Source organism: Bradyrhizobium sp. UFLA05-125, from assembly GCF_059803515.1.
In genome coordinates this window covers 22,260-45,014 of record NZ_JBANBJ010000030.1, presented here as the reverse complement: position 1 = coordinate 45,014, position 22,755 = coordinate 22,260, and the positions used below count along the sequence as shown (strand labels likewise).

Annotated in this window: 14 protein-coding genes and 1 pseudogene; 13 read left to right on the top strand and 2 right to left on the bottom strand. The window is 58.2% G+C overall.

Going from position 1 to position 22,755, the window contains the following annotated elements; all coding sequences use genetic code 11:
* Positions 1–164: 164 nt before the first annotated feature.
* The 12 genes from SO156_RS24445 (at position 165) to SO156_RS24390 (ending at position 17,560) form a co-directional block, all read left to right on the top strand.
* Positions 165–983: an ABC transporter permease gene (locus SO156_RS24445; RefSeq protein WP_498536515.1), complete on the top strand. Its 819-nt coding sequence runs from the start codon at positions 165–167 to the stop codon at positions 981–983.
* Entirely contained in the window at positions 973–2,325 is a 1,353-nt protein-coding gene (locus SO156_RS24440; protein ID WP_498536514.1) for an ABC transporter ATP-binding protein, read from the top strand. Before SO156_RS24445 ends, SO156_RS24440 begins: the two co-directional genes overlap by 11 nt.
* The gene (locus tag SO156_RS24435) at positions 2,318–7,912 is read left to right on the top strand and encodes a rhamnosyltransferase WsaF family glycosyltransferase (protein WP_498536513.1); all 5,595 of its coding nucleotides are present in this window, start codon (positions 2,318–2,320) and stop codon (positions 7,910–7,912) included. The genes SO156_RS24440 and SO156_RS24435 overlap by 8 nt, the downstream gene beginning before the upstream one ends.
* Positions 7,913–7,950: 38 nt before the next feature.
* The gene (locus SO156_RS24430; protein ID WP_498536512.1) at positions 7,951–9,780 is read left to right on the top strand and encodes a hypothetical protein; all 1,830 of its coding nucleotides are present in this window, start codon (positions 7,951–7,953) and stop codon (positions 9,778–9,780) included.
* Positions 9,777–10,724: a glycosyltransferase family 2 protein gene (locus SO156_RS24425; protein ID WP_498536511.1), complete on the top strand. Its 948-nt coding sequence runs from the start codon at positions 9,777–9,779 to the stop codon at positions 10,722–10,724. The genes SO156_RS24430 and SO156_RS24425 overlap by 4 nt, the downstream gene beginning before the upstream one ends.
* Before the next feature lie 257 nt (positions 10,725–10,981).
* Positions 10,982–11,749, top strand: a complete 768-nt coding sequence (gene rfbF, locus SO156_RS24420) for a glucose-1-phosphate cytidylyltransferase (RefSeq protein WP_498536510.1) — start codon at positions 10,982–10,984, stop codon at positions 11,747–11,749.
* Positions 11,749–12,834: a CDP-glucose 4,6-dehydratase gene (gene rfbG, locus SO156_RS24415; RefSeq protein ID WP_498536546.1), complete on the top strand. Its 1,086-nt coding sequence runs from the start codon at positions 11,749–11,751 to the stop codon at positions 12,832–12,834. Before rfbF ends, rfbG begins: the two co-directional genes overlap by 1 nt.
* Complete coding sequence (gene rfbC / locus SO156_RS24410) at positions 12,831–13,382, top strand: dTDP-4-dehydrorhamnose 3,5-epimerase (protein WP_458149485.1); 552 nt, start codon at positions 12,831–12,833, stop codon at positions 13,380–13,382. Before rfbG ends, rfbC begins: the two co-directional genes overlap by 4 nt.
* Positions 13,379–14,605 carry a methyltransferase domain-containing protein gene (locus SO156_RS24405; protein ID WP_498536509.1) on the top strand — a complete coding sequence of 409 codons (1,227 nt, stop codon included), beginning with the start codon at positions 13,379–13,381 and terminating at the stop codon, positions 14,603–14,605. The genes rfbC and SO156_RS24405 overlap by 4 nt, the downstream gene beginning before the upstream one ends.
* Positions 14,602–15,456 carry an NAD-dependent epimerase/dehydratase family protein gene (locus SO156_RS24400; RefSeq protein WP_498536508.1) on the top strand — a complete coding sequence of 285 codons (855 nt, stop codon included), beginning with the start codon at positions 14,602–14,604 and terminating at the stop codon, positions 15,454–15,456. The genes SO156_RS24405 and SO156_RS24400 overlap by 4 nt, the downstream gene beginning before the upstream one ends.
* Entirely contained in the window at positions 15,450–16,829 is a 1,380-nt protein-coding gene (locus tag SO156_RS24395; RefSeq protein ID WP_498536507.1) for an FAD-binding oxidoreductase, read from the top strand. Before SO156_RS24400 ends, SO156_RS24395 begins: the two co-directional genes overlap by 7 nt.
* Positions 16,826–17,560 carry an SDR family NAD(P)-dependent oxidoreductase gene (locus SO156_RS24390; protein ID WP_498536506.1) on the top strand — a complete coding sequence of 245 codons (735 nt, stop codon included), beginning with the start codon at positions 16,826–16,828 and terminating at the stop codon, positions 17,558–17,560. The genes SO156_RS24395 and SO156_RS24390 overlap by 4 nt, the downstream gene beginning before the upstream one ends.
* 109 nt (positions 17,561–17,669) lie before the next feature.
* Here the strand turns inward: SO156_RS24390 and SO156_RS24385 are convergent, their stop codons facing one another.
* Positions 17,670–18,854, bottom strand: coding sequence for a putative sugar O-methyltransferase (locus tag SO156_RS24385; RefSeq protein ID WP_498536505.1), 1,185 nt, complete (start codon positions 18,852–18,854; stop codon positions 17,670–17,672).
* A gap of 363 nt (positions 18,855–19,217) precedes the next feature.
* Between SO156_RS24385 and SO156_RS24380 the strand changes: the two genes are divergently transcribed.
* Complete coding sequence (locus SO156_RS24380; protein ID WP_498536504.1) at positions 19,218–21,113, top strand: hypothetical protein; 1,896 nt, start codon at positions 19,218–19,220, stop codon at positions 21,111–21,113.
* 95 nt (positions 21,114–21,208) lie between these two features.
* Here the strand turns inward: SO156_RS24380 and SO156_RS24375 are convergent.
* Positions 21,209–22,755, bottom strand: a pseudogene (locus tag SO156_RS24375) (NF038122 family metalloprotease); the annotation flags it as partial.

Sequence of the window (22,755 nt, the reverse complement as noted above, 5' to 3'; positions counted from 1 at the left end):
CACTCCCCACCGGTGCGACGGCCCCGGGATCGGGGTGCGCTAGTCGTGGCGTCGCAGGAAGCGGGCGGCCTGATGGAGCGCCGCGGCGTCTTCGGCGGTTCGGACAGCCTGCTCAGCAGGAATGCTTGAAAGCTGCGAGCCGATGCCGCAGCGGTTCTTGACCGATGCAAGATTTTTCAATTGTTCCACTGAACATGCTGACGAGCCTTTGGCGCAGGCGCGGCCTAATAGCCGCTCTGGTGCACCGGGAAGTGGTCGGACGTTATCGCGGATCGGTGCTTGGCCTCTTCTGGTCATTCTTCAATCCGATCCTGATGCTCGTCATCTACACCTTCGTGTTCAGCGTGGTTTTCAAGATGCGCTGGAATATCGCGAGCGACTCGAAGACTGAGTTTGCGATGGTGCTGTTTCCCGGACTGGTTGTATTCACGCTGTTCTCGGAATGCCTCAATCGCGCGCCTAGCCTAATCCTGAGCAACCCGAACTACGTGAAGAAGGTGATTTTCCCGCTGGAGATACTGCCTTGCGTCGCGCTCGGCTCGGCGATCTTCCATGGTGCGGTGAGCCTGTGCGTATGGTTGATTGCGTATTTGGTCTTGTTTGGGGTCCCGCACTTCACCATTGTGCTGATTCCGTTGGTCTTGCTGCCGCTGTTGCTTTTTATCCTTGGGGTGAGTTGGTTCCTTGCCTCACTGGGCGTCTATCTGCGCGACGTGGCGCAATTCATGAGCATGGTCACTACGGTTCTGATGTTTCTGTCGCCGATCTTCTATCCGGTGAATGCGTTTCCGGAGAACTATCGTAGTTTTCTGTTCCTCAATCCTATGACGCCCGCGATCGAGCAGGCGCGGGACGTGTTGTTCTGGGGGAAGGCGCCAGACTCGTCGATGTACCTGGTCTATCTTTTGGGCGGCGCCCTCGTCGCTTGGTGTGGTTTTGTGTGGTTTCAGAAGACTCGTCGAGGGTTCGCCGATGTCCTCTAGGGAAACTGCGATCAAGGTGGAGGATCTCAGCAAGTGCTACCAGATCTACGACAAGCCGCACGATCGTTTGAAGCAGTCCTTGCTTCCGCGGCTGCGAACGATGATTGGCAAGCCGCCGCAGCAGTATTTTCGTGAATTCTGGGCTCTGAGAAACGTTTCCTTTGAGGTCAAGAAGGGCGAAACCGTTGGCATTGTCGGGCGCAACGGCAGTGGAAAATCGACCCTGCTGCAGATGATCTGCGGAACCGTGAATCCTAGCGGCGGCATGATTAAGGTCAACGGTCGCGTAGCTGCTCTGTTGGAATTGGGTGCCGGTTTCCATCCGGAATTCACTGGGCGCGAGAATGTCTACATGGCCGCGACGCTCTACGGTCTGACCCAGGCCGAGATCGGCAGACGTTTCGATCGGATCGCCGCATTTGCCGATATTGGTGACTTCATCGAGCAGCCGGTCAAGACCTATTCGAGCGGCATGTATGTCCGTCTGGCGTTTGCGGTTATTGCGCATGTCGACGCCGACATTCTCCTGGTCGACGAAGCACTCGCAGTCGGGGATGCGGTGTTCACCCAAAAATGCATGCGGTTCATCAGGGAGTTTCAAAAGCGCGGAACCTTGCTGTTCGTCAGCCACGATACCGCTGCCGTACAGAACCTGTGTGAATCGGCAATCTGGCTATCGCACGGCCGGGTCCAGATGACCGGCAAGTCCAGAGAGGTTTCCGAAAGCTACCTCCAGTTCACGCTCCAGGAAGTCTACGGCGAAGAAGCCAAGTTGATCTCGGTTGCGTCAGACCAGCCGTCTCAAACATCGGTAGTGGACCCTCACACGGCCCCAATCGTGGATTATGGCGCCGTGGCCAGCGTACAGGACAATACCAAGGCAGCTACCGGCTGGAAGACCGGCCGCGCCGAAATTCAGTCGGTTTCTTTGACGAAATTGTCTGCCGGTCCCGAGGGGGTCTACGAGGGCGGCGAGCGTGTTCGCATGACTGTCCGCGCCAAAGCACATGGTCCGCTCGACAAGCCCGTCATTGGATTTTTGATCCGCGACCGTTTGGGGCAGGACCTATTCGGAGAGAATACCTTTCCGTTCACTGACCGGTTACCGGTACGCATCAAGCCGGACACGATCTTTGAAGGCGTGTTCGAGTTCCGGTTACCGATGCTCCCGAACGGGCAGTATGCCGTCATGGCGTCCCTCGCAGACGGGGACCGCCATGACAACATCCAGCATCATTGGATGCATGACGCGCTGATCGTCAACGTCGCTTCAAGCAAGGTTCGTTACGGACTCGTCGGCATTCCGTTCGAGCGGGTCGAGTTGCAGGTTAAGAATGATTAAACGGACGCTCCACGAACTCTACGCCAGCCACACCGGAAAGATGTCCGACAAGTGGTCGCTCTATCTCGATGAATATGATCGCCTATTCTCGTCGATACGGGATCGTCCCGTTCGGATGCTTGAGATTGGTGTCCAGAACGGCGGTTCGCTCGAGATCTGGTCTCAATTCTTTCCGAATGCAGAAGCGATCGTCGGCTGTGACATCAATCAGGATTGCAAGGTACTGACGTATGATGATCCGCGCATCGGCGTGGTCATCGGCGATGCGAATGATCCGCAGACGCAGCAGTCGATTCTGCAGCGGTCGGGACAGTTCGACATCGTGATCGACGACGGCTCACATCTGTCCACCGATATCGTCAAGACCTTCGCTCTCTATTTTCCGAATCTTTCGGAGGACGGCCTCTTCATCGCCGAAGATTTGCATTGCAGCTACTGGGATCGCTTCGAAGGCGGACTCTACCATCCCTTTTCCTCGATCCGTTTTTTCAAACGCCTTGCCGATGTCATCAACCATGAGCATTGGGGAGTGCCCGAGGCCCGTGGCGAAGTTTTGCGCGGCATATTCGAGGAATACGGCTGCGGGCTAGATGAAGAAACCTTAGCGCTGGTTCATTCGGTCGAATTTATCAATTCGATGTGCGTCGTGAGGAAATCGGCCGCTGCGAAGAACGGCCTCGGTCTGCGCGTCATTTCCGGCCGCGCGGAGCTGGTTCTTCCTGCCAACAAGGAATGGAACGGCACTCCGTACAAACTGGACCCGATCTTCGACCAGACCAAGAATATCTGGAGCAATCTATCTTCGTCGCCCGACCAGATGCTCCCTGAGATGGCGCGCGACCTGGCCGCGTCAACCGATATCATCTCGGGTCTCAAGCGCGATCTCGCCGCGTCAGCCGAGGTAATCTCGGATCTCACACAGAGAAGCGAACAGCTAAGTAATCGGCTGGATGAAATTCTAAGATCGACCAGTTGGCGGATGATGGCAGCACCACGGCGCCTTCTAAGTGGCGTGCGAAATCTGGACTTCGATGCCTCCCGGATCTCCAGTCTTCGTCCGATACTGGGCGCGCGCGTGAAGTCGCTCAGGCGCTCCCTTTCAAATGGCAATTCGGCGACAGCCGAACGTCTTCGTAAGTTCGTTCTGCGGCGCGGTTTGGCGTTTTATCAACAGCACATGAGGCAGACCCAGCTGGGTCGCGCTATCGGGCAATATATTCGTGACCGTGGGCTGATCAGTTCCTTCGACGTCTATTCAAGTGTGCTCCAGGATGGCAACCCGAAAGCCGCCCTCCACACCCTGGACGCTGAGCTCCTTTCGCAGGTGCCAGGCTATCATCTGAGCCCTCCGCTCAATTTCGAAGTGGCCGACGACCTCGCCGTTCGCCCCTCCGTCAACGTGCTGTTGCCGAGCCTCCGCCTCAAGCACATGTCCGGCGGTCCCATCACCGCGCTGCTGCTCGCATCCATGCTAGCGGAGCGCGGGGAACGCATTCGGCTGATTGCGTGCGATGCGCCGCTGGAGGGTGAAGATGCCGCCTTGTTCCCGTACATGGAGAGGTTACTAAACCGGCCGGTCGACAGGGATCGTATTGAGATCGTCGATGGATTCAACCGCACCAAACCGATCTCGATCGGCATTCGCGACGTATTTTTCGCAACTGCATGGTGGACTGCGCAGATTGCGACTTACGCTGTTGCTAAGACCGTCAACAGGACTTTCATTTACCTGATTCAGGATTTCGAGCCGATTTTACACGAAGGTTCCACCCTTCAGGCGCGCGCGTTCGAAACCTACGGTCTGCCGCATATCCCAGTGATCAATACTCGACTCCTGCTCGATCATTTGGTCCAGGAAGGCGCCGGACGCTTCGCAGATCCTGGGTTTGTGGCCGATGCGCTATGGTTCAATCCGGCTCTCGATCGCGGCCATTATTTTCCCGTCGCTTCTCCACCATCTGGCAAGAAAGTACTGTTGTTCTATGCGCGACCAAGCATAGCCCGCCGCAATCTGTTCGAACTTGGTCTAGTCGCGCTGCGTCGGGCGGTCGCGTCTGGCGCCATCGACAAAGACAACTGGGAAGTGTGGGCGATGGGCGAAAAGATTCCGCCGATTGCGCTCGGCGAAGGCGTCATGCTCAATCCGCTGCCATGGATGAGTTTTGATGAATATGCCCAACGCGTCCGTACCGCGGATCTTATGCTATCGCTAATGTTGTCGCCCCATCCGAGCTATCCGCCATTGGAAATGGCTGCTTCGGGGAAGCTGGTCGTCACCAACAGCTTTTCGGTGAAGACGGCGGAGCGCCTGCGGGCGTTCTCGCCTAATATCATCGTTGCGGAGCCTACTGCTGAAAGCGTCGGGCAGGCCGTTATAAATGCAGCAGGGCGGATTAATTGCGGATTACCGAGTTACGATCCCTCTGGCGCGATGGAACTACCAACTGACTGGGATCAGAGCCTAAGCGGAATAGCTTCGAAACTGATTGCGCGGCTCGAGGGCATCCGCGAGTCCGTGCAGGAAATGACGCAGTTTGCTGCGCCAGGCCTGCCGTACTCGCCGAAGAGCGACTATGAAGTATATCGCAAGACGAGCCTCGCTCGTCGTCGCTCGGATGGAACGTACCACCAGACGCCCGGCCTGATTTCGTTCGTAACCACGGCCTACAATACCGACCCTCGGTTTCTCGAAGAACTTGGCAATAGCGTTTTTCTTCAGGACGGGGGGGCGCATTTCGAATGGCTGATCCTTGACAACGGCTCCACAGAGGAGGGGACTCGCCACGCCCTCGCAAGGCTTGCGCGATATCCCGGCGTGCGGCTCGAGCGTGTTGATAACAATCTCGGCATCGTTGGTGGAATGCGGTACTGCCTCGAGCGGGCGTCCGGTCGTTATATTCTGCCGCTCGATTCCGACGATTTAATTGAGCCCGATTGCGTCCACGTTCTCACTCGATTCATCGAGGATCACAATTATCCCGCTCTGCTCTTCACCGATGAAGACAAGCTGGATTCCGGGCGATTTCCTTCGGCGTATTTCAAGCCGGATTGGGATCCCGTGCTGTTCGTTCACTCATGCTACATCGCCCACCTTTGTGCCATCGATCGGGAACTGGCAATCGAGCTTAGCTTGTACAGCGATAACTCTGCCGAAGGTTGTCACGACTGGGACAGCTTCATCCGTTTTATGCTCGCCGGCAAAGAGCCGAAGCATGTTCCGGAAGTGCTTTACAGTTGGCGGATGCACACTGCATCGACATCCGGAAACATCGAATCGAAGTCGTACATTACCGAGTCGCACCGTCGGACACTGCAGAGGTTTCTGGATCGCTCCGGCGCAACGAACATCGAACTCGTGAACAGTCCGCTGTTCCAGTACAATGTGGACTGGTGGTTTCGGCGAAAGCGAACGGATGAGCAATCGATCCAAACGATTGTGATTGGCGCAGCGAATGACGCGGTGAAGGCGGTAGAGGATCCAACCGCGATTGTGTTGGGGCGCGGAAGCCTTGCTGATCTCGCTGATGCCGTCGATGGGATCGGCAGTGATCTGATCCATTTGCGATGGCCCGACGTCTTGCCGCTCGACGATGAGTGGCGCTGGGACGCCATGGCGCTCCTTGAATTGTTCACCGATGCGGTGATGGTCGGCGGCCGGTTACATGATGGCTCCGTGATCGTCGATGGCCCACGCGTTTTCGGCTTCGGCGACGGCTGCGATTGTCCGGAGCGGGGACGCCCGCTGACCGACCCCGGCGAAGGCGCGCGCATGTGGAAGGCGCATTCGGTTTCGGCGGTTTCTACGGCGCATTGTGTGGTCAGGACATCGTTTCTAAGGCAGTGCCTGGTTGAAATGCGGCGCGAAGCCGTTGGGATGGAAATGCTCGGTCCCTGGCTCGGGGCGATGGCAGCAGAGGCAGGCAAGCGAGTGGTCTATTCGCCATTCATGGTTGGCCGCCTAGAGAGAGCCGACGCGGCGGTCGCTTCCAAGACTGATACCGCGCACTGGTTGTCGCGGTTCTGGTCACAGGTTCCTGAGACGCGGTTTTACTCGCGGCGACTCGGTTTGACCCACGACACGGCCTATGTCGCCGTTTCGGATCAGGAGCGCCTTGACCACCTGCGAGCCCTGCAGAAGCGCACACTCGGATATGAAGACTGGCTGACAACCGACTTGAGGATGCGCCACGCGCGCTACCCGACGCCGGCCAACCCAGCGACGGTTTCAATCGTGACGCCGGTTTACAGTGGCAGTGACCTTGATCTACTCGACGAGTTAGCGCGCTCGATCGGCCGACAGACTCTGAAACCCTCGCAATGGCTGTTGATCGTGAATGGACCGATGCCCGAGGCCGCGCTCGCGAGGATCCATCAGCGTGCCCAAAGCGATTGGGGTGCGCAGGTGATCGTCGAGCCCGAAGCAATCGGAATTGTTGCGGCGCTGCGCAGTGGGCTCGAGGCATCCACAAGCGACTATGTCGTTCCAGTCGATGCCGACGACCTAATCACTGATGATGCCATTCAGATCCTAGCTCACCAGATCGACGAGAAGGGGCGTCCCGATTTCCTGTTTTCGGACGAGGACGCTCTCATCGCGGGCCGGCCGGCTGCGCCCTATCTGCGGGGAGCTTATGATCCGTTGCTATCGCTGGACAATTCTACCATCTGGCATCTCTGCGCCATGAAGCGCGAAGCTGCTATTGCCGCCGAAGTCTATAGCGACGTGAGAGCGAATTGGTGCCAGGACTGGGACAGCGTTTCCCGTATCGCGAACATGGGCGGACGAATCGAACATGTTCCTGAAATTCTCTATCATTGGCGGCAGCACAGCGGCTCGACCACCAACAATTCCGAAGGTGACGCGCGTCAGCTGGAATCGGTCAGATACATTCTTGAAAGACAGATAGCGCACTGCGCGAACCCGCGGAATTTTGCGATTGCCGATTGGCCCGAGAGCCGCGGTGCGCGCGAACTCTATATCGAGCGGCGGCCAGGCGATCTGCCTGAGTTTATCTGGTATGGCGACGCACTTGCGGGCGGCCAGATATCTTGTGATCAAGATGCGATCATGGTGTTCGCCAGTGATGGTGTGTCCATCGATAGCAGAAGTGTCTTCATTGAGGCGACGCGTCTGTTTGAGCTGCACCCGCACGTAGGCGTGCTTGGCGGCAACGTCGTCAATGCAGACGACGTCATCGTCGATGGGTGCTATATGAGAAACACGAGCGGCGAACTGGAGGGACCCTGGATAGGCCGCACCGCCACAGACGGCGGGCCATATTCGTCGGCATTGAAGACGCAGGCGGTGGACCTGCCCGGCGCCGCGCTGGCGTTTTTCCGTGTCGCGGCCCTTAAACAGGCAGGGCTGTGGCCGTTGCCATCGGGAACAAATCACGCGACGATCGTGTGGCAGATGAGTGCGGGACTTGCAGCGGGAGGCTGGACTGCGGGCTTCTCGCCTCTGATTCGTGGTCGTACGCTAACAGCGTTGAAACTGCATTACGCGGCGAGGCAGCCGGCAGACCAAAACTCCGCCGCTTCCCGCGCGCTTGTCCGCTATGGCAGGTCTCGCAACTTCGGTCTTTGAAAGGCCGATGCGGGCCGTTCACCTGGAAACACTGACTGATGACCTCAAGATCTTTGGTATCTCCCAAAGCAGGATATTGGCTGCTCATATCTCTCAGCGCCGTGCCGGCGGTTTATCTGCTGTTAGCAATCCAGTATTCCGCGATCACTGTACCATTCTGGGATCATACCGAGCTCATTCATTGGATTGCCGCCTGGCGAGAGGGCAATTTTCACGTCTCAAGTCTTTGGGCGCCTCACAATCACACCAGACCGTTCGTCTATCGACTGGTGATGCTAATGAACGCTGTTGCGACAGATTGGGATGTCCGGTCGGAATACATCTATCTCTATCTGTCAATCTTTGGGACGTTTGCCAGTTTCGTTCTGTTGGCGCGCCGTCTGATCGGTGAAGCGAACGCGGTGTTTCCGGTCACGCTGCTGTCGGTTTCGCTCATCCTGTTTTCGCCAGTCGGCCACAATAATCACTGGTGGTCGATGATGTTTCAGCTCGACGCCACCAACTTCTTCATCGCGCTGAGCTTCTTATTGGTGTTTACGCGGCCAGAGATTTGGAGCAGCCATGTTGTTGCGGCGCTCAGTTGCTGGCTGGCGGCGTTTACGTTGACCAATGGCTTTTTTGCTTTCGTCGCTATCATCGTCACATTCCAGCTGTCCGCGGCGAAGTTAATGCGGCCAGACCGGTTCGCCGTGTTTTGGGTGGCCAATTTGCTCGTTGCATCGGCTTGCTATCTGCCGGGCATGCAAATGGAGAGTAGTCCGACGCACCCAAGCCTGTTGGAACTGCTGGAATTCTTTCTGACATATCTTGGTGCTCCCCTCGGCGGACTGCTTTGGTTTCCATATCGCAGTATGTTCCACTTGCCGATCTCGATCGCGACCAACGTAATCTGCGGCTGCATTCTGCTCGCGTCCTGCGCAGTGCTGAGCCTGGATGGGTTGCCGCGACTGCGCAAGCGCCATCCGGCTGCGATGGTTCTGTTTGGCTTCGCGGGTTTTGCGATGCTGTCGGCAGTCGCGACGGGCTGGGCGCGAGCCACTTTTGACGAGTACGGCGTGGCCAACGGAAATGCCAGCCGCTACACCATGTTCGGCTCTTATTTGTTGCTCGGTCAGGTTTATTATGTCGGCGCCGCTCTGGCGCATCGATGGTGGGGTGAACAAGCCCACTCGATACTTGCGCGCCGTATCGTCTTTGTGCTGGCAGGCCTCTTTGCCTGCGCGGCGTTCGTAAGCTACGGCCGGGCATGGCGAGTCTATGCCGACGCACACGAATTCAACCGCAGTCTAGCGCAGGCTTATGTCTGGGGACTCGATCCGGTTCCTGAGGATCGCTTCATACATCCTAACCCGGAAGCGGTGACCTACCTGAAACGCCAGCTTCAATTGCTCGAACTGGGGCCCTACGGCAATCGGGCCTATGTTAGAGCGCAATCTCCAGTAGGCCGATTCAGCAAGCCCGTGTATTTGTCGGCCGCGCGGACGGTCAAGCAGCGCTTCGTCGCCACCGATGACGGCCTCAAGCGGTTATCTTTGAAATTCGTCACGCCAAATGGCAAGGCGACAAGGGGCATCGTGAGTTGGCAGCTGTCGGAAGTCGGAAGCCAGGAGCCGCTCGCGCGCGGCGATATCGAAGCCGGCGGGGCGCGGGATTGGGAACCACTAATCCTCAAAATTCCCTATGTCGCGACCAGCAAGGGGCGGACCTACGAGTTGGCTTTGTCGGGCACCGGCGAAGCCTCTACCGCCCTCGGTTTGCCGCTCTATGAACCCGTCGAGAGCAGCGGTCAGCCAGTATTGCTATCAGATGATGGCGAAGCGCAGCATGGGCGTTTCGTCATGGAATTGACGACGGAGTATGCGAAGTGAACAACGATCGGCCGCTACCGCGCATTACGATTGCCTGCCCTGTCTATAATGAGGAAACTGTCGTTCCGTTGTTCTTCGCACGGATGCTGCCGGTCATCGAGCAGCTTTCGGCGCACTATCGCGTCGAGCTGCTGTTTCTCAACAATGCCTCAACGGATGGGACTTATGCCGAAATTTGCAAGCTGCGCGCTCAATATGACTTTGTCTATGTGATCACGCTGAGCGCCAATGTCGGCTACCAGCGTTCGCTGGAGTGCGGATTGCGCAACGCGCAGGGCGAGGTGATCGCTTTTATCGACGTCGATTGCGAAGACCCGCCCGAAATGCTGTTGGATTTTGTAAGCTATTATGAGAAGGGCTTCGACATCGTCTATGGCGCGCGAGTCGATCGCGAGGAGGCTCGACCGGTCAAGGCGCTACGCAAGTTTTTCTACCATGTCGTGCGGTTGCTGGCGGACGAAGATATCATCCTGTACATGGCCGAGTTCTCGTTGCTTACTTCCGAAGTTCGCGACGCCATTGTGAACGATCACAACTCGTTCCCGTTCATCCGTGCGTCGATCTCGCGGATCGGCTACAAACGGATCGGTCTACCGTACAAGCGACAACGCCGCATCGCCGGGAAGACAAACTACAATCTCGTGGGAATGACGATCTTTGCTATCGCCGGCATCCTGTCATCGACCACATTACCCTTGCGCTTGCCAATCTATGCGCTCCCGTGGTGGCTCCTGCTCACAGCTATATTGGGATCTGCATACATCTTGACCCAAAGCCCGTGGCTGCTGCTGCTAAACTTGTTGTGCGGCTGCACGTATTTCGGATTTACCGCGGCGTTCACGGCGCTTTACGTGGCCCGATCCTACAAGAATGGCCTCGGGCGGCCAAACTATGTCGTGAATCGCCGATACACGCACGTCCAAGGTTCGGTGGCAGTGTCGTGAACGAGAACGGCGCCGCGGGGGGCTGGTTGGTACCTGACGTCACGATTTCGCGCCGCGCCGGGCTCTCCTTTTGCGGCGGGGGTGGGGGTCTATCCAGTATGGCCCAGATTTCCTTGATTTTGGCCGGGCGTGCCGATAAGGGTTTTCGGCATTTGCCCCCAATAAAGGGACTTGCTTGGTCCATACATCTGGACGCAACGCCTTATGCCGCCGGCGCATTCGCGGTGGTTCCGCTCTCGAATTGACTGGGAGACAAGATGAAAGCGATCATTCTCGCCGGTGGATTGGGTACCCGGATCAGCGAAGAGTCCCACCTCAAGCCAAAGCCGATGATTGAAATCGGCGGCAAGCCAATTCTCTGGCACATCATGAAGATGTATTCGCAGCACGGAATCGATGATTTCGTGATCTGTCTTGGCTACAAGGGCTACGTCATCAAGGAGTATTTCTCCAACTACTTCCTGCATACGTCCGACGTTACGTTCAGCATGCGCGAAAATCGCATGGAGATACATCAAAAGTTCGCCGAGCCTTGGCGCGTGACGCTGGTTGATACCGGCGAACTCACCATGACCGGTGGTCGCCTGAAGCGGGTCGCGCCCTATCTGGGCAACGAGTCGTTCTGCTTTACCTACGGCGATGGTGTGGCGGACATAAATATTTCGGAACTCATCGCCAAGCATCGTGAGGCTGGGCGGCTGGCGACGGTGACTGCGATCCAGCCACCTGGCCGCTACGGTGCGCTGCTCATCGAAAACGAGACGGTTCACCATTTCCAAGAAAAACCGGCTGGCGACGGCGCTTGGATCAACGGCGGTTTTTTCGTGCTCGAGCCTGGTGTGCTTTCCTATCTCGACGGTGACAACACCGTATGGGAACAACAACCCCTGCAGCGGCTGGCTGCCGAGGGCCAATTGTCCGCCTATCGACACAGCGGCTTCTGGCAGGCAATGGACACGCTTCGCGATAAAAATCATCTCGAGGAATTGTGGTCGTCAGGAAAGGCGCCCTGGAAGATTTGGTGATGATGTTCGGCGATATCTACAACGGCCGCCATGTGCTGGTTACTGGACATACCGGCTTCAAGGGAAGCTGGCTGACCCTGTGGCTCAAGGAGCTAGGCGCAAAGGTCACGGGAATCGCACTTCCGCCGGAGACCGATCCCCACCACTTCGGCCAATTAAACCTCGATATCGAGTCGCATTTCATCGATATTCGCGATCAGAGACCGCTACGTGATCAGATACGGGAGTCTGATCCGGAGGTCGTGTTCCACATGGCCGCTCAGCCACTGGTGCGCCGCTCCTATCGCGCGCCCCTTGAGACTTGGGCCACCAATGTCATGGGGACCGCAAATGTGCTCGAGGCATGTCGTGAGGCTAAGCGCCTTGCCGCGATCATCGTCGTGACTACCGATAAGTGTTACGAGAACAACGAGTGGGTCTGGGGTTACCGAGAGACCGATCGTCTAGGAGGGCATGATCCCTACAGCGCGTCCAAGGCTGGGTGCGAACTGGTTGCCGCAAGCTACCGGAAATCATTCTTCAACTCGCCTGACGCACCACTGCTGGCCACGGCGCGCGCTGGCAATGTGATCGGCGGTGGCGACTGGTCGGAAGATCGTCTGATTCCGGACTTGGTTCGAGCGATCCAGCACGGTAGGCCCGTAGAGATCAGGTCGCCAACGGCAACGCGACCCTGGCAGCATGTGCTCGAGTGCCTATCGGGTTATCTCATGCTCGGACAGAAATTGATCGGACGCGATTCCACATTTGCCGAGGCCTGGAATTTCGGACCCGATCGGGAAGGCAACCGCCAAGTTCGGCAGGTCCTCGACACAATCAAGCGGCAATGGCCGGCCGCGGAATGGTGTGACCCCGGTCAGGCTCAAGCGCACGAAGCGCATCTGCTTCAGGTCGATAGCGACAAGGCCCGTCAGCGAATGCAATGGCAGCCAGTGTGGACCTTCGACGAAGGTGTAAGTGCCACTGCCGAATGGTATCGAGCCTGGCTCGAACGAGGCGACGTCCTCAGCCGTGCGCAACTCGCGCGCTATGTGGCACGCGCTAACGCTCGGAAGCTGGCGTGGGCCGAGGGGGAGGCCTCATGAAGCTCGAGCAGACCGGCATCGAGGGTGTCTGGGTTGCCGAGAGCATGGCCAACCAAGACCAGCGCGGAAGGTTCTCCAGGCTGTTCTGCGCGCGCGAGCAACAGGACATCATCGGATCGCGATCGATCGTTCAGATGAATCAATCCGTCACCCGAAGCGTGGGCGCGCTCAGGGGGCTTCATTTTCAATTCCCTCCACATGCGGAAATGAAGATTGTTCGCTGCCTTAGGGGGCGCGTGTTCGACGTTGCTGTCGATTTGCGTAAGGGTTCGGCAACGTTCCGAAGATGGACGTCGCTCGAACTCACGCCAGAAAATCGCCGTGCCTTGGTCATCCCGGAAGGATGTGCCCACGGCTTCCAGGTGCTAGAGCCGGATTCCGAACTGCTTTATCTGCATACCGCGTTTTACGCCCCTAAAGCAGAAGGCGGAGTTCGCTTCGATGATCCGATGATTGGCGTGGATTGGCCACTGACACCGACCGACCTGTCCGAGAGGGACCTCCATCATCCGCTTCTCGACAAGAATTTCGAAGGAATAGCGGTATGAAATGTCGTCATTGCCATCATGAACTCGAACACGTTTTTCTCGATCTCGGTCACGCTCCTCCATCGAACGCCTATCTCTCGGCGAGCCAGTTGCGAGCGCCAGAGATGACGTTCCCGCTGCGGCTCTACGTCTGCGACAAATGCTGGTTGGTCCAGACGGAGGACTATGCGGCGGCCGATGAATTGTTTTCTCGCGATTATGCCTATTTCTCCTCGACCTCGCGTAGTTGGTTGCAGCACGCGGCGCGTTACGTGGAGAAGATCACTGACATCCTCAAGTTGAACCGAGACAGTTTCGTAATCGAGGTCGCCTCCAATGACGGCTACCTGCTGAAGAATTTCGTTGCAGCCGGGATCCCATGCCTCGGTGTCGAGCCCACCAGCAGCACAGCCGACGCAGCGGAAAAAATTGGCGTTCCCGTGCTGCGCAAGTTCTTCGGCGTGGCGACGGCGACGGAGCTAGCGGAAGCGGGCAAACGGGCCGACCTGATATGCGGTAACAACGTCTACGCGCACGTGCCTGATATCAACGACTTCACGGATGGCCTTCGGATCGCACTCAAACAGGGCGGTACGATCAACCTCGAGTTTCCCCATCTGTTGAACCTGATCAGGTTCAACCAATTCGATACGGTCTATCATGAGCATTTTTCTTATCTTTCCTTAACCGCCGTCGTTGGCATATTTGCAAAGGCAGGGCTGCGTATTTTCGATCTGGAGGAGCTACCGACCCACGGCGGTAGCCTGCGCATCTACGGATGCCACGAAAGCGACCCGCGGAAGACACGGTCTGTCGTGATGGATACGCTGGAGAAGGAGAATGCTTATGGCTTGTGTGACCTAGCCATTTACAAGGGATTTCAGCAGAAGGCGGACAAGGTCAAAGATGATTTTGTCGAATTCTTGATTGCCCAAAAGCGCGCAGGTAAATCGGTCGCGGCGTATGGTGCTGCGGCGAAGGGGAATACGCTGATGAACTATGCGGGGGTCAAGCACGACCTCGTGAGTTTCGTCTGCGATGCCGCGATCTCAAAGCAAGGCAGCTATATGCCGGGCAATCATCTCGCTATTCTGCCGCCGTCCGAACTTGCAAAGGTTAGGCCCGATTGGGTTGTCATCTTTCCCTGGAACATCGCCGACGAGGTGGTCCAGCAGCAGAAGCAGGTTTTGGGAACAGGCAGCAAATTCGTCATCGCCGTTCCGGAACTTAAGGTTCTGCCGTGAAGGTTCTGGTGACGGGCGCAACTGGGTTTGTCGGGCGGCACGTCGTCAGCGCGCTGCTCGCCAAAGGTCATTCCGTCACCGCCGTCGCCCGCGATGCCGACAAAGCAAGATCGATGCCATGGTTTACGCAGGTCCACTTTGTCTCTTGCGACCTTCACCGCGACTTCCGACCACTACTTTCTGGGGATTCTCGGCCCGCTGCGCTGATCCATCTGGCTTGGCCCGGTCTACCGAACTATCGCGACTTCTTTCACCTCGGCCGCAATCTCCCTGCTGACTTGGCGTTTCTGGAAGCAGCCGTGGATGCGGGTGTGTCGCAAATCATGGTGGCGGGCACCTGCCTTGAATATGGCATGCAGTACGGGCCACTAACCGAAGAAGCCGCAACCGCGCCGATCACGGCGTATGGCTTTGCCAAGGACTCTCTGCGGAAATCTCTGCAGTTCTTGCAGCAGCAAAAGCCGTTCACCCTGCAATGGATGCGGCTGTTCTACATGTATGGCGAGGGACAAAACCCAAACAGCCTACTCGCGCACCTCGATCGCGCAATTGACGGAAGCGCGCCGTTCTTCAATATGTCCGCAGGCGATCAGCTCCGCGATTATCTGCCAATCAACGCGGTGGCCGAGAATTTCGCATTGGCTCTTGAGATGCCATTGGCCTGCAATGGTGTTATTAACTGCAGCAGTGGAACGCCGATCTCGGTGTTGGATCTGGTGTCACAGCATCGGCGCTTGCGATCAAGTCAGATTGAACTACGCCGCGGTCACTTCCCCTATCCCGATTACGAGCCGATGGCGTTTTGGGGCGTGCCGTCCAAGCTCAACGCGCTGAAGGCGCGGTCGTGGTGACTGGTCCGAGCGGGCAGGTCGCGCCATCCAAGGTATCCGACGCGCCGCGGGCGGACCAGGATTTCGTCAGTTTCGATGGTCGCATTCGTGCTCGGGGGCAGTTGCAGCAGCCAGATCGCTATCGCTATTGGCGGAGCGATTTGACGGAAACACCGCGCATTTCGCGAGGTTCTGGGCTTTCTTATGCAGCGGCAAGCTTCCTGCAAGATGGTTTATCGGTCTCGCACCGTTCTTTCGATCGCGTGACGGATTTCGATTCCGCGAGCCATGTCGTTGAGGTCGAGACAGGCATCTCGCTCTATGCACTGCACCGCTTCCTGTCCGCACATCGGCTCTATCTGCCGATTCAGCCGGGGCACGGCCGAATTTCGGTGGGAGGATGTATTGCCGCCGATGTACACGGCAAGAGCCAGAGTCGCGATGGCACGTTTATCAACCAGCTTGAGTCGATAACCTTGCTGCATCCGTCCCACGGGATGCTCGAGCTATCTCCGCTGAAAGATCCGGACCTGTTTCGGCTGACCTGCGGTGGTTACGGACTTACAGGACACATCATCCGGGCGCGGCTTCGTGCCTCACCGGCGCCGGCGACTTGGGTCGAAATGCGCGCCGTGCCGTTTGCCAATGCCGCAGAAGGATTCGATCGCCTTCGGCTCGCCGCGCGCGACGCCGATTTTGCCTATACATGGCACGATATGGCGTCATCGAAGGCCAGTTTTGGAAGCGGCTATTTGTTTGAGGGCAGGTTCGTCGACAAGGGTGGCGCATTGGCCGTGCCGGACGACGAACCGCCAGTGCTGTCATCCGAAAGCCGCGGTCGCTGGCCAGTTTCCTTGATCGGTGCGATCGCAGCCCGCGGCCTTAACCTGGAGTTTCGACGGCGGCAAAAGTCTACTTTACAGGGGCAGGTCATTTCCTTGCAGGATGCGCTTTTTCCGGCTCACAAAACGCAGCTATATTTTCAACTCTTCGGTGCCGCGGGCTTTCGGGAGTATCAGGCGATCCTTCCTGACGAGGCAATTGAGGACTATGTCGAATCAGTTCGAACTTACGTCCGTGAACGTCCTCTGCCGATCACATTGTCATCGGCGAAGGCATTCGTAGGAACGCGGGAGTTGCTCCGCTTTACCGGGACAGGCATTTGCCTCGCCTTGAATGTGCCAGCCGGTGAAGCCGCCGATCGGTTGATGGCTTTTCTCGACGAGCGGGTCATCGCGCTTCGCGGTCTGCCGAATATCATCAAGGATTCGCGCTTGCCCCGCGCTGTGGTCGACGCCTGCTATCCCGAAGCCGATCGATTCCGCAGCATGCTTCATGCGCTCGACCCTAAGCGCCTATTTCGTTCCATCCTGTCGGAAAGGTTGGGCCTGTGAGGGCGCTGGTAGTTGGAGCATCCGCGGGTGTAGGACGGGCGCTCTGCGACGCACTTGCGATGCGTGGTACAGCATTGCTTTTGGTGGCAACCGATGCGCAGGATCTCGATACGCTCGCCGCCCATCTTCGATTGGTCCACGGCGTCGAGGTGCAAACGGTCGCCACTGATGCCAGCGTTCCGCCGGATTGTGTGGACCGGATTGCGGCGGCCACTTCGAAGTTCGGTGAGATCAACGAGCTCTATTTTCCGATTGGAGCATCGCGGCGAGACGACGTCGGATTTCTGAATACGGAGGACACGCTGAGGATCGTGAATTCCAACCTGACCGTCGTGATGGCAGTTACGGCGTATTTTTTGCCACGGCTCTTGCAACAGAAACGAGCGCGCATTGTCGGTTTCGGTTCGATCGCCGCCAGTCGCGGAAGGAAGGCCAACGTGGTTTATTCGTCCGCGAAGCGGGGGCTCGAGAGCTACTTTGAAAGTCTACGCCATCTAACCGTCGGCACCGGCCTGCTCGTTCAGTTCGTTCGGCTTGGCTATGTCGAAAGTCAACAATCGTTTGGCCAGCGTCTCTTGTTCCCAACCGTTTCGCCTGCAAAAGTCGCAAATTATGTAATGGCGAACGCGCATAACGACATTGGAGCGCGTTTCTTTCCTGGGTTTTGGGCGGGAGTGGCTTTCGTCATTTCCCGTCTACCCTGGTTCATATTCAAGAAGCTGAATTTCTGAGGGGCAAGCGGCAGCTAGGTAATACCGCACTCTGTACTCCGGCGGACCTCGCGTCCATTCCTCAGCGCTCGCCCTGCGGTTGGCCCCCGAAGAGGGGCGCCATTCCAAGCTACCAGGTCAAATACTCTTCGACGTAGCCACGTCGTGTCCAATATGGGAAACGAGTTGCAGTTACGTCTGCATCTTTTGAATATAGATCGCGGACCGTAAAGTCATTGTGTTCGTGATTGATAGAAAGGACAGTGTTCGTGGCCGACCGCGCGAACTTCCAGTATGCCTCTGCGGTGTCGCGGGACATTTCGGTCCACGAATCGATGTTGACGATCAGGTCAAAGCGGCCGGCGCTTGGTCCGATATCGCCTGCAGACATGATCTTGATCTGCGCGCTTCCATGTTCGCCACTGAGCCGAATGGAATCCGGGCCAAGCACGCGTCCTAGGAAATAGGCCTGAGCTGCATTACTCAAGGGAATGTCGACGATCGTGTAGTCTTTGACACCAAGCAGGTTTGCGAAATAGGCCGTGCGCCCGAGGCCGGCGCCGATTTCCAAGACCCTAAAGTCTGGGCGTTGTTTTGCGATCTGCGCGATCCGCCATGCCTGATAAATGGCGTGAACGGAACGGAAGCCAACTACTCCCCGGCTCGACGGTAAGCCGAGTTCGCCAGGAAATGGGTTCGGAAACGCTAGATTGACGTTGAGGGCCGCCTCGATCTGATCAAGGATTTGGTCAGTCGTTCGTGCCGCCTTCTCGTGCACGCCCACGTGATCTGGCTCGGTTTCGAGGTAGGGAACGCGGCGAGTTCCGAGCGCTTCTGCAACAGATGTCAACCCGTTCATTAGCCACAACGAATAGAGCGACTTCCAATCTTCTGATTTGTTCAGTTGCTTGATTACGTTCTCGTGTGGCTCTACAGATCCAGGCGGTGCCTTTGCGATGGCGTCAAAGCCCCAGAAGAATGTGGTCTCGGCTGGATTGCGCAGAAGCTTTGCCGCTTCTTGAATATCCGATCCATTGAGCGCGTCATGAATTTCCTTCTTTATGATCGTAAGATCGCGCTCCCACATGGAATCTGTCGCCGGACGATGCCGATCAAACGCATGTTTATAGGATGCCATCACGCGCGCCACCAAGGGAAGATCGTTCCCATGATCTGCGGAGGGTGAGTGAACAAGCGGCATCGGCGGTGTGGACGGAGCGCTATTGAGAAGCCAAGCGAAATGCTCAAGGTTCGGTCTTGCCGGGGGCGCTTCTTCCGTTGAGGAGCGCGCCATCAAACGACGCATAAATTGCATATCCAAAGTTCCTTTACGAAGCCGTGCGCCTTCTCGCGTCCACACGATCCGACCAAGTGTGATCGGCACTCACGTGACAATAGTCAATTCTCCCGAAGTGGACAGGACTTATTCAGGGATCGCACGGCAGGCGCAAGGGCTGAGACAAAGCGGGAGGCCGAAGAACCTCCCGTCCCATTCAAATGATGAGCGCCGGCGCGGATCGCACAGGAACGGCAACCGCCAGGGGCTCATGGTGTGCGCCCGCCGATTGGGGCAGTAAAGTTACCGGCGCCGCAAATCGTAGTGTCAACACAATTCTACATCGATTGCATTCGCGGGTTTCGCAGTTATAAGCGGGTGGATCGCGGTCAGGAGATTTGTGTGATTGGTAGGGTGACAGCGGCTCTACTCGCTTTTGGATTGGTGGTCCTGTGCGTGGTCGGCCTTCCGCCCTGGCCACCTTTTAATCACCTGCTCGGCAATCTCGGGGATCTCTCCGACGATCTCGCCTTCGCGATGGCGCAGCCGGCACTCTTGCGGCAGGGGGCGCAGTGGGGACCCGAGGTTGTCTTCACTTACGGGCCGCTCGGCCTGCTAGCCTCGTTTCCGATCTATCCGGAGCACGTCAAGCCGCTGCTCGCCTTCTACGCCGTCTTCGCCGGCATAACGGCTACGCTCCTGATCGCCGTGGTGTGGCGCAGTTTCGATCGCGCCTGGTCCCGGGCGCTCGCCCTCATGCTCGCGCTCGCAAACGCCTCCGTATGGGCGATCGGCTGGACCGAGGCGCTGTGGATCGCGCCTGCGCTATGTGTGGGCGTAATCTCCCTTTCCGGACCGAAGCCATCGCGCTGGCTCACTGCGCTGCTCTACGCAGCGACCACGTTCCTCGGCGCCGCGGCGCTGGTCAAGTTCAGCCTGACGGCCATCTATGTCGGCGTCTTTGGACTGATCGGTTTGCGGGACGTCCGCTGCGGGAAGGTGCCGGCGCTGAGCCTGTTTTTCGCCGTGAGTGTTCTGGGCTGCTGGCTGCTCGCCGGGCAGCAGATCGGCAACCTGGCCGTGTGGCTGCAGGCATCGGCGGATCTGTCGGGCGGCTACAGCGACGCCATGTCAAAGGGGTTTTGGCAGCCCTACGGGCCCGCGACGGTGGCGGTGACGTACCTGGCCGCAGCCGGGCTCGTCGCCGTCGGCCTGCTCTCGCGCGGGCCGCTCTTCGACCGCCTGATGCTGACGGCGCTCGCCGCCGGCGTCTCGCTCGTCAATCTCAAGCATGCGTTCGGCGGTAATCAGATCGAGCAGTCCGTGATCATGGTCGTGCTTGCGGCGACGCTGATTGGATTTGTCGGCTCCGCCTGGTCGCGGGCCGCGGCGGCGCTGTCTGTTGGCGCCAGCTGCCTGGTATTGTGCTGGACCAACTTCCAGCCCCTGCACTCGATACGCGATCACGCGGCGTCGATGGTTGGCGCGCTCAGCGGCAACTACGACTACGCCGCCACGGGCGGCGAACGCCTGCGTGAGCAGATACGCCGGCTCGCCGATCTGCCGGAAGGCCTTGCCGGAACGGCCGACGTTTATCCCCGCAAGACGGGCGTCGTCCTCGCCGAGCCCGGCCTGACCTATGATCCACGCCCAGCCTATCTCTCGCTCAATGCCCATACCGAGAGGCTGGCCGAGCAGGACGCCGCCTTTCTGCGCTCTCAGCGAGCTCCGCGCCTCATCCTGTTCGAGATCCGGCCAGAGGAGCGTGTCAACGACCGCTACCCATCGACTGACGACGGTCGCTCCTGGCCGGAGATCTGGTCGCGTTATCGCCTGAAATCGACCGGTCGCTTCCTGGTCTACGAGCGCCGGGCAGCGCCGCTATCGTTTTCACTGCGGCCCATCAGGACAGGGCGGTTCGCTTTCGACCAGGTCCTCGAGATCGATCCCGCGGTGCGTACCTGGGCAACCGTCGACGTTCGGCCGACGTTGCTGGGGCGGCTGGTTGGCGCGCTTTACAAGTCCCCGCGGGTCATGCTGAACATCGTCTACGCCGACGGGTTGCCGGCCAGCTACCAGATCGTGCCCGCCCTCGGCCGTGCGGGTTTCCTGCTGTCACCCTCGATCACGACAACGGAGGAATTCGCGGAGATCTCCGGACGCCGCGTCCAGACGATCCGGATGACTGTCGAGGATGACAAGAGTTGGTTTTACGAGCGCGACTTCGGGCTCGAGCTGTCGGAGCTGCAGATCCCGGATGAGCCAAAGACGCAGGCGCAAGCCGGCCCGGATCACTAAGCGGGGCTTCAGTCCCGCGTCTTACCTTAACGGATCGACCTGGGTCGTTCTGCCTCCTACGGAGGCGGTTGCCTTTAAGCCGTGACGAGTGTCCCCTAGACGAAATGAAAATTGCCTTGATGCGCTAGTAACTGCGCAATTGCAGAATGCTGGAGGTTGATGGCGTCACCAGGAGCGTCCATGACGGACGTATCATCGTGAGTGATGGCCAATATGGATCGCAGATCAGCACCTTTATCGAATTGAAATGCATCCCTCGAGTCTCCGAGATGGAGGCCGCTTTGGTCAAGTGTCGGCGTGAACACGAAACTCTCGTGCGCAACACGATAGAGTGGTGAGCTATCGCTTTGGCCGGGCGGCGTAGCTGCGAGCGCCCCAGCGTTCAGGTCGTCGACAAAACGGAAATCATTCTGGAAATGCTGATCCAGCAATTGGGAAAGCGCATCCGCGGCGCTCGAGCTAGAAGTAGGGCCGATCGTACCGTCGCCGTTGAGGTCCTGATGGAAGATCGTCTCGAATGACTCCAGCGATCCGCTGTTTGGCGAGGCGTTCGCGAGGAGATCTGTGACATAGCTGCCGCTGCTGTTGACGCTCCAGATGTTGTAGAGGCCGGTGGCAGCATTCTTCCAGGCAACGTCGTAGCCGCCGCTGACAGCCTCTGCACCGAGGATGCTCCAATAGCTGCCAAACTGGCCGGCAGTGAGCGCCGCCCCGCCAAACGTCAGCACCGGTCCGCTGTTGCTCCCGACCGGCTCGAGATAATAGTTGGTCCCAACCTGTACCAGGCTGGTCGCGCCAAGTGCCTCGATCGTCGTCCCGACAAGGCCGATCGTACCATCGCCGTTGAGGTCCTGATGGAAGATCGTCTCGAATGACTCCAGCGATCCGCTGTTTGGCGAGGCGCTCGAGAGGAGATCTGTGACATAGTTGCCGGCGCTGTCGGTGCTCCAGATGTTGTCGAGACCGGTGGCGGTATTCTTCCAGGCGACGTCGTAGCCGCCGCTGACAGCCTCTGCACCTAGGATGGTCCAATAGCTGCCAAACTGGCCGGCCGTGAGCGCTGGCCCCCCAAACTTCAGCACCGGTCCGCTGTTGCTCCCGACCGGCTCAAGATAATAGTTGGCCCTAACTTGCACCAGGCTGGTCGCGCCAAGTGCCTCGATCGTCGTCCCGACAAGGCCGATCGTACCATCGCCGTTGAGGTCCTGATGGAAGATCGTCTCGAATGACTCCAGCGATCCGCTGTTTGGCGAGGCGCTCGAGAGGAGATCTGTGACGTAGTTGCCGCTGCTGTCGACGCTCCAGATGTTGTCGAGACCGGTGGCAGTATTCTTCCAGGCCACGTCGTAGCCGCCGCTGACAGCCTCTGCACCGAGGATGCTCCAATTGCTGCCAAACTGGCCGGCCGTGAGCGCCGCCCCCCCAAACTTCAGCTCCGGTCCGCTGTTGCTCCCGACCGGCTCGAGATCATAGTTGGCTCCAACCTGTACCAGGCTGGTCGCACCAAGTGCCTCGATCGTTGTCACGACAGGGCCGATCGTACCGTCGCCGTTGAGGTCTTGATGGAAGATCGTCTCGAATGACTCCAGCGATCCGCTGTTTGGCGAGGCGCTCGAGAGGAGATCTGTGACGTAGTTGCTGT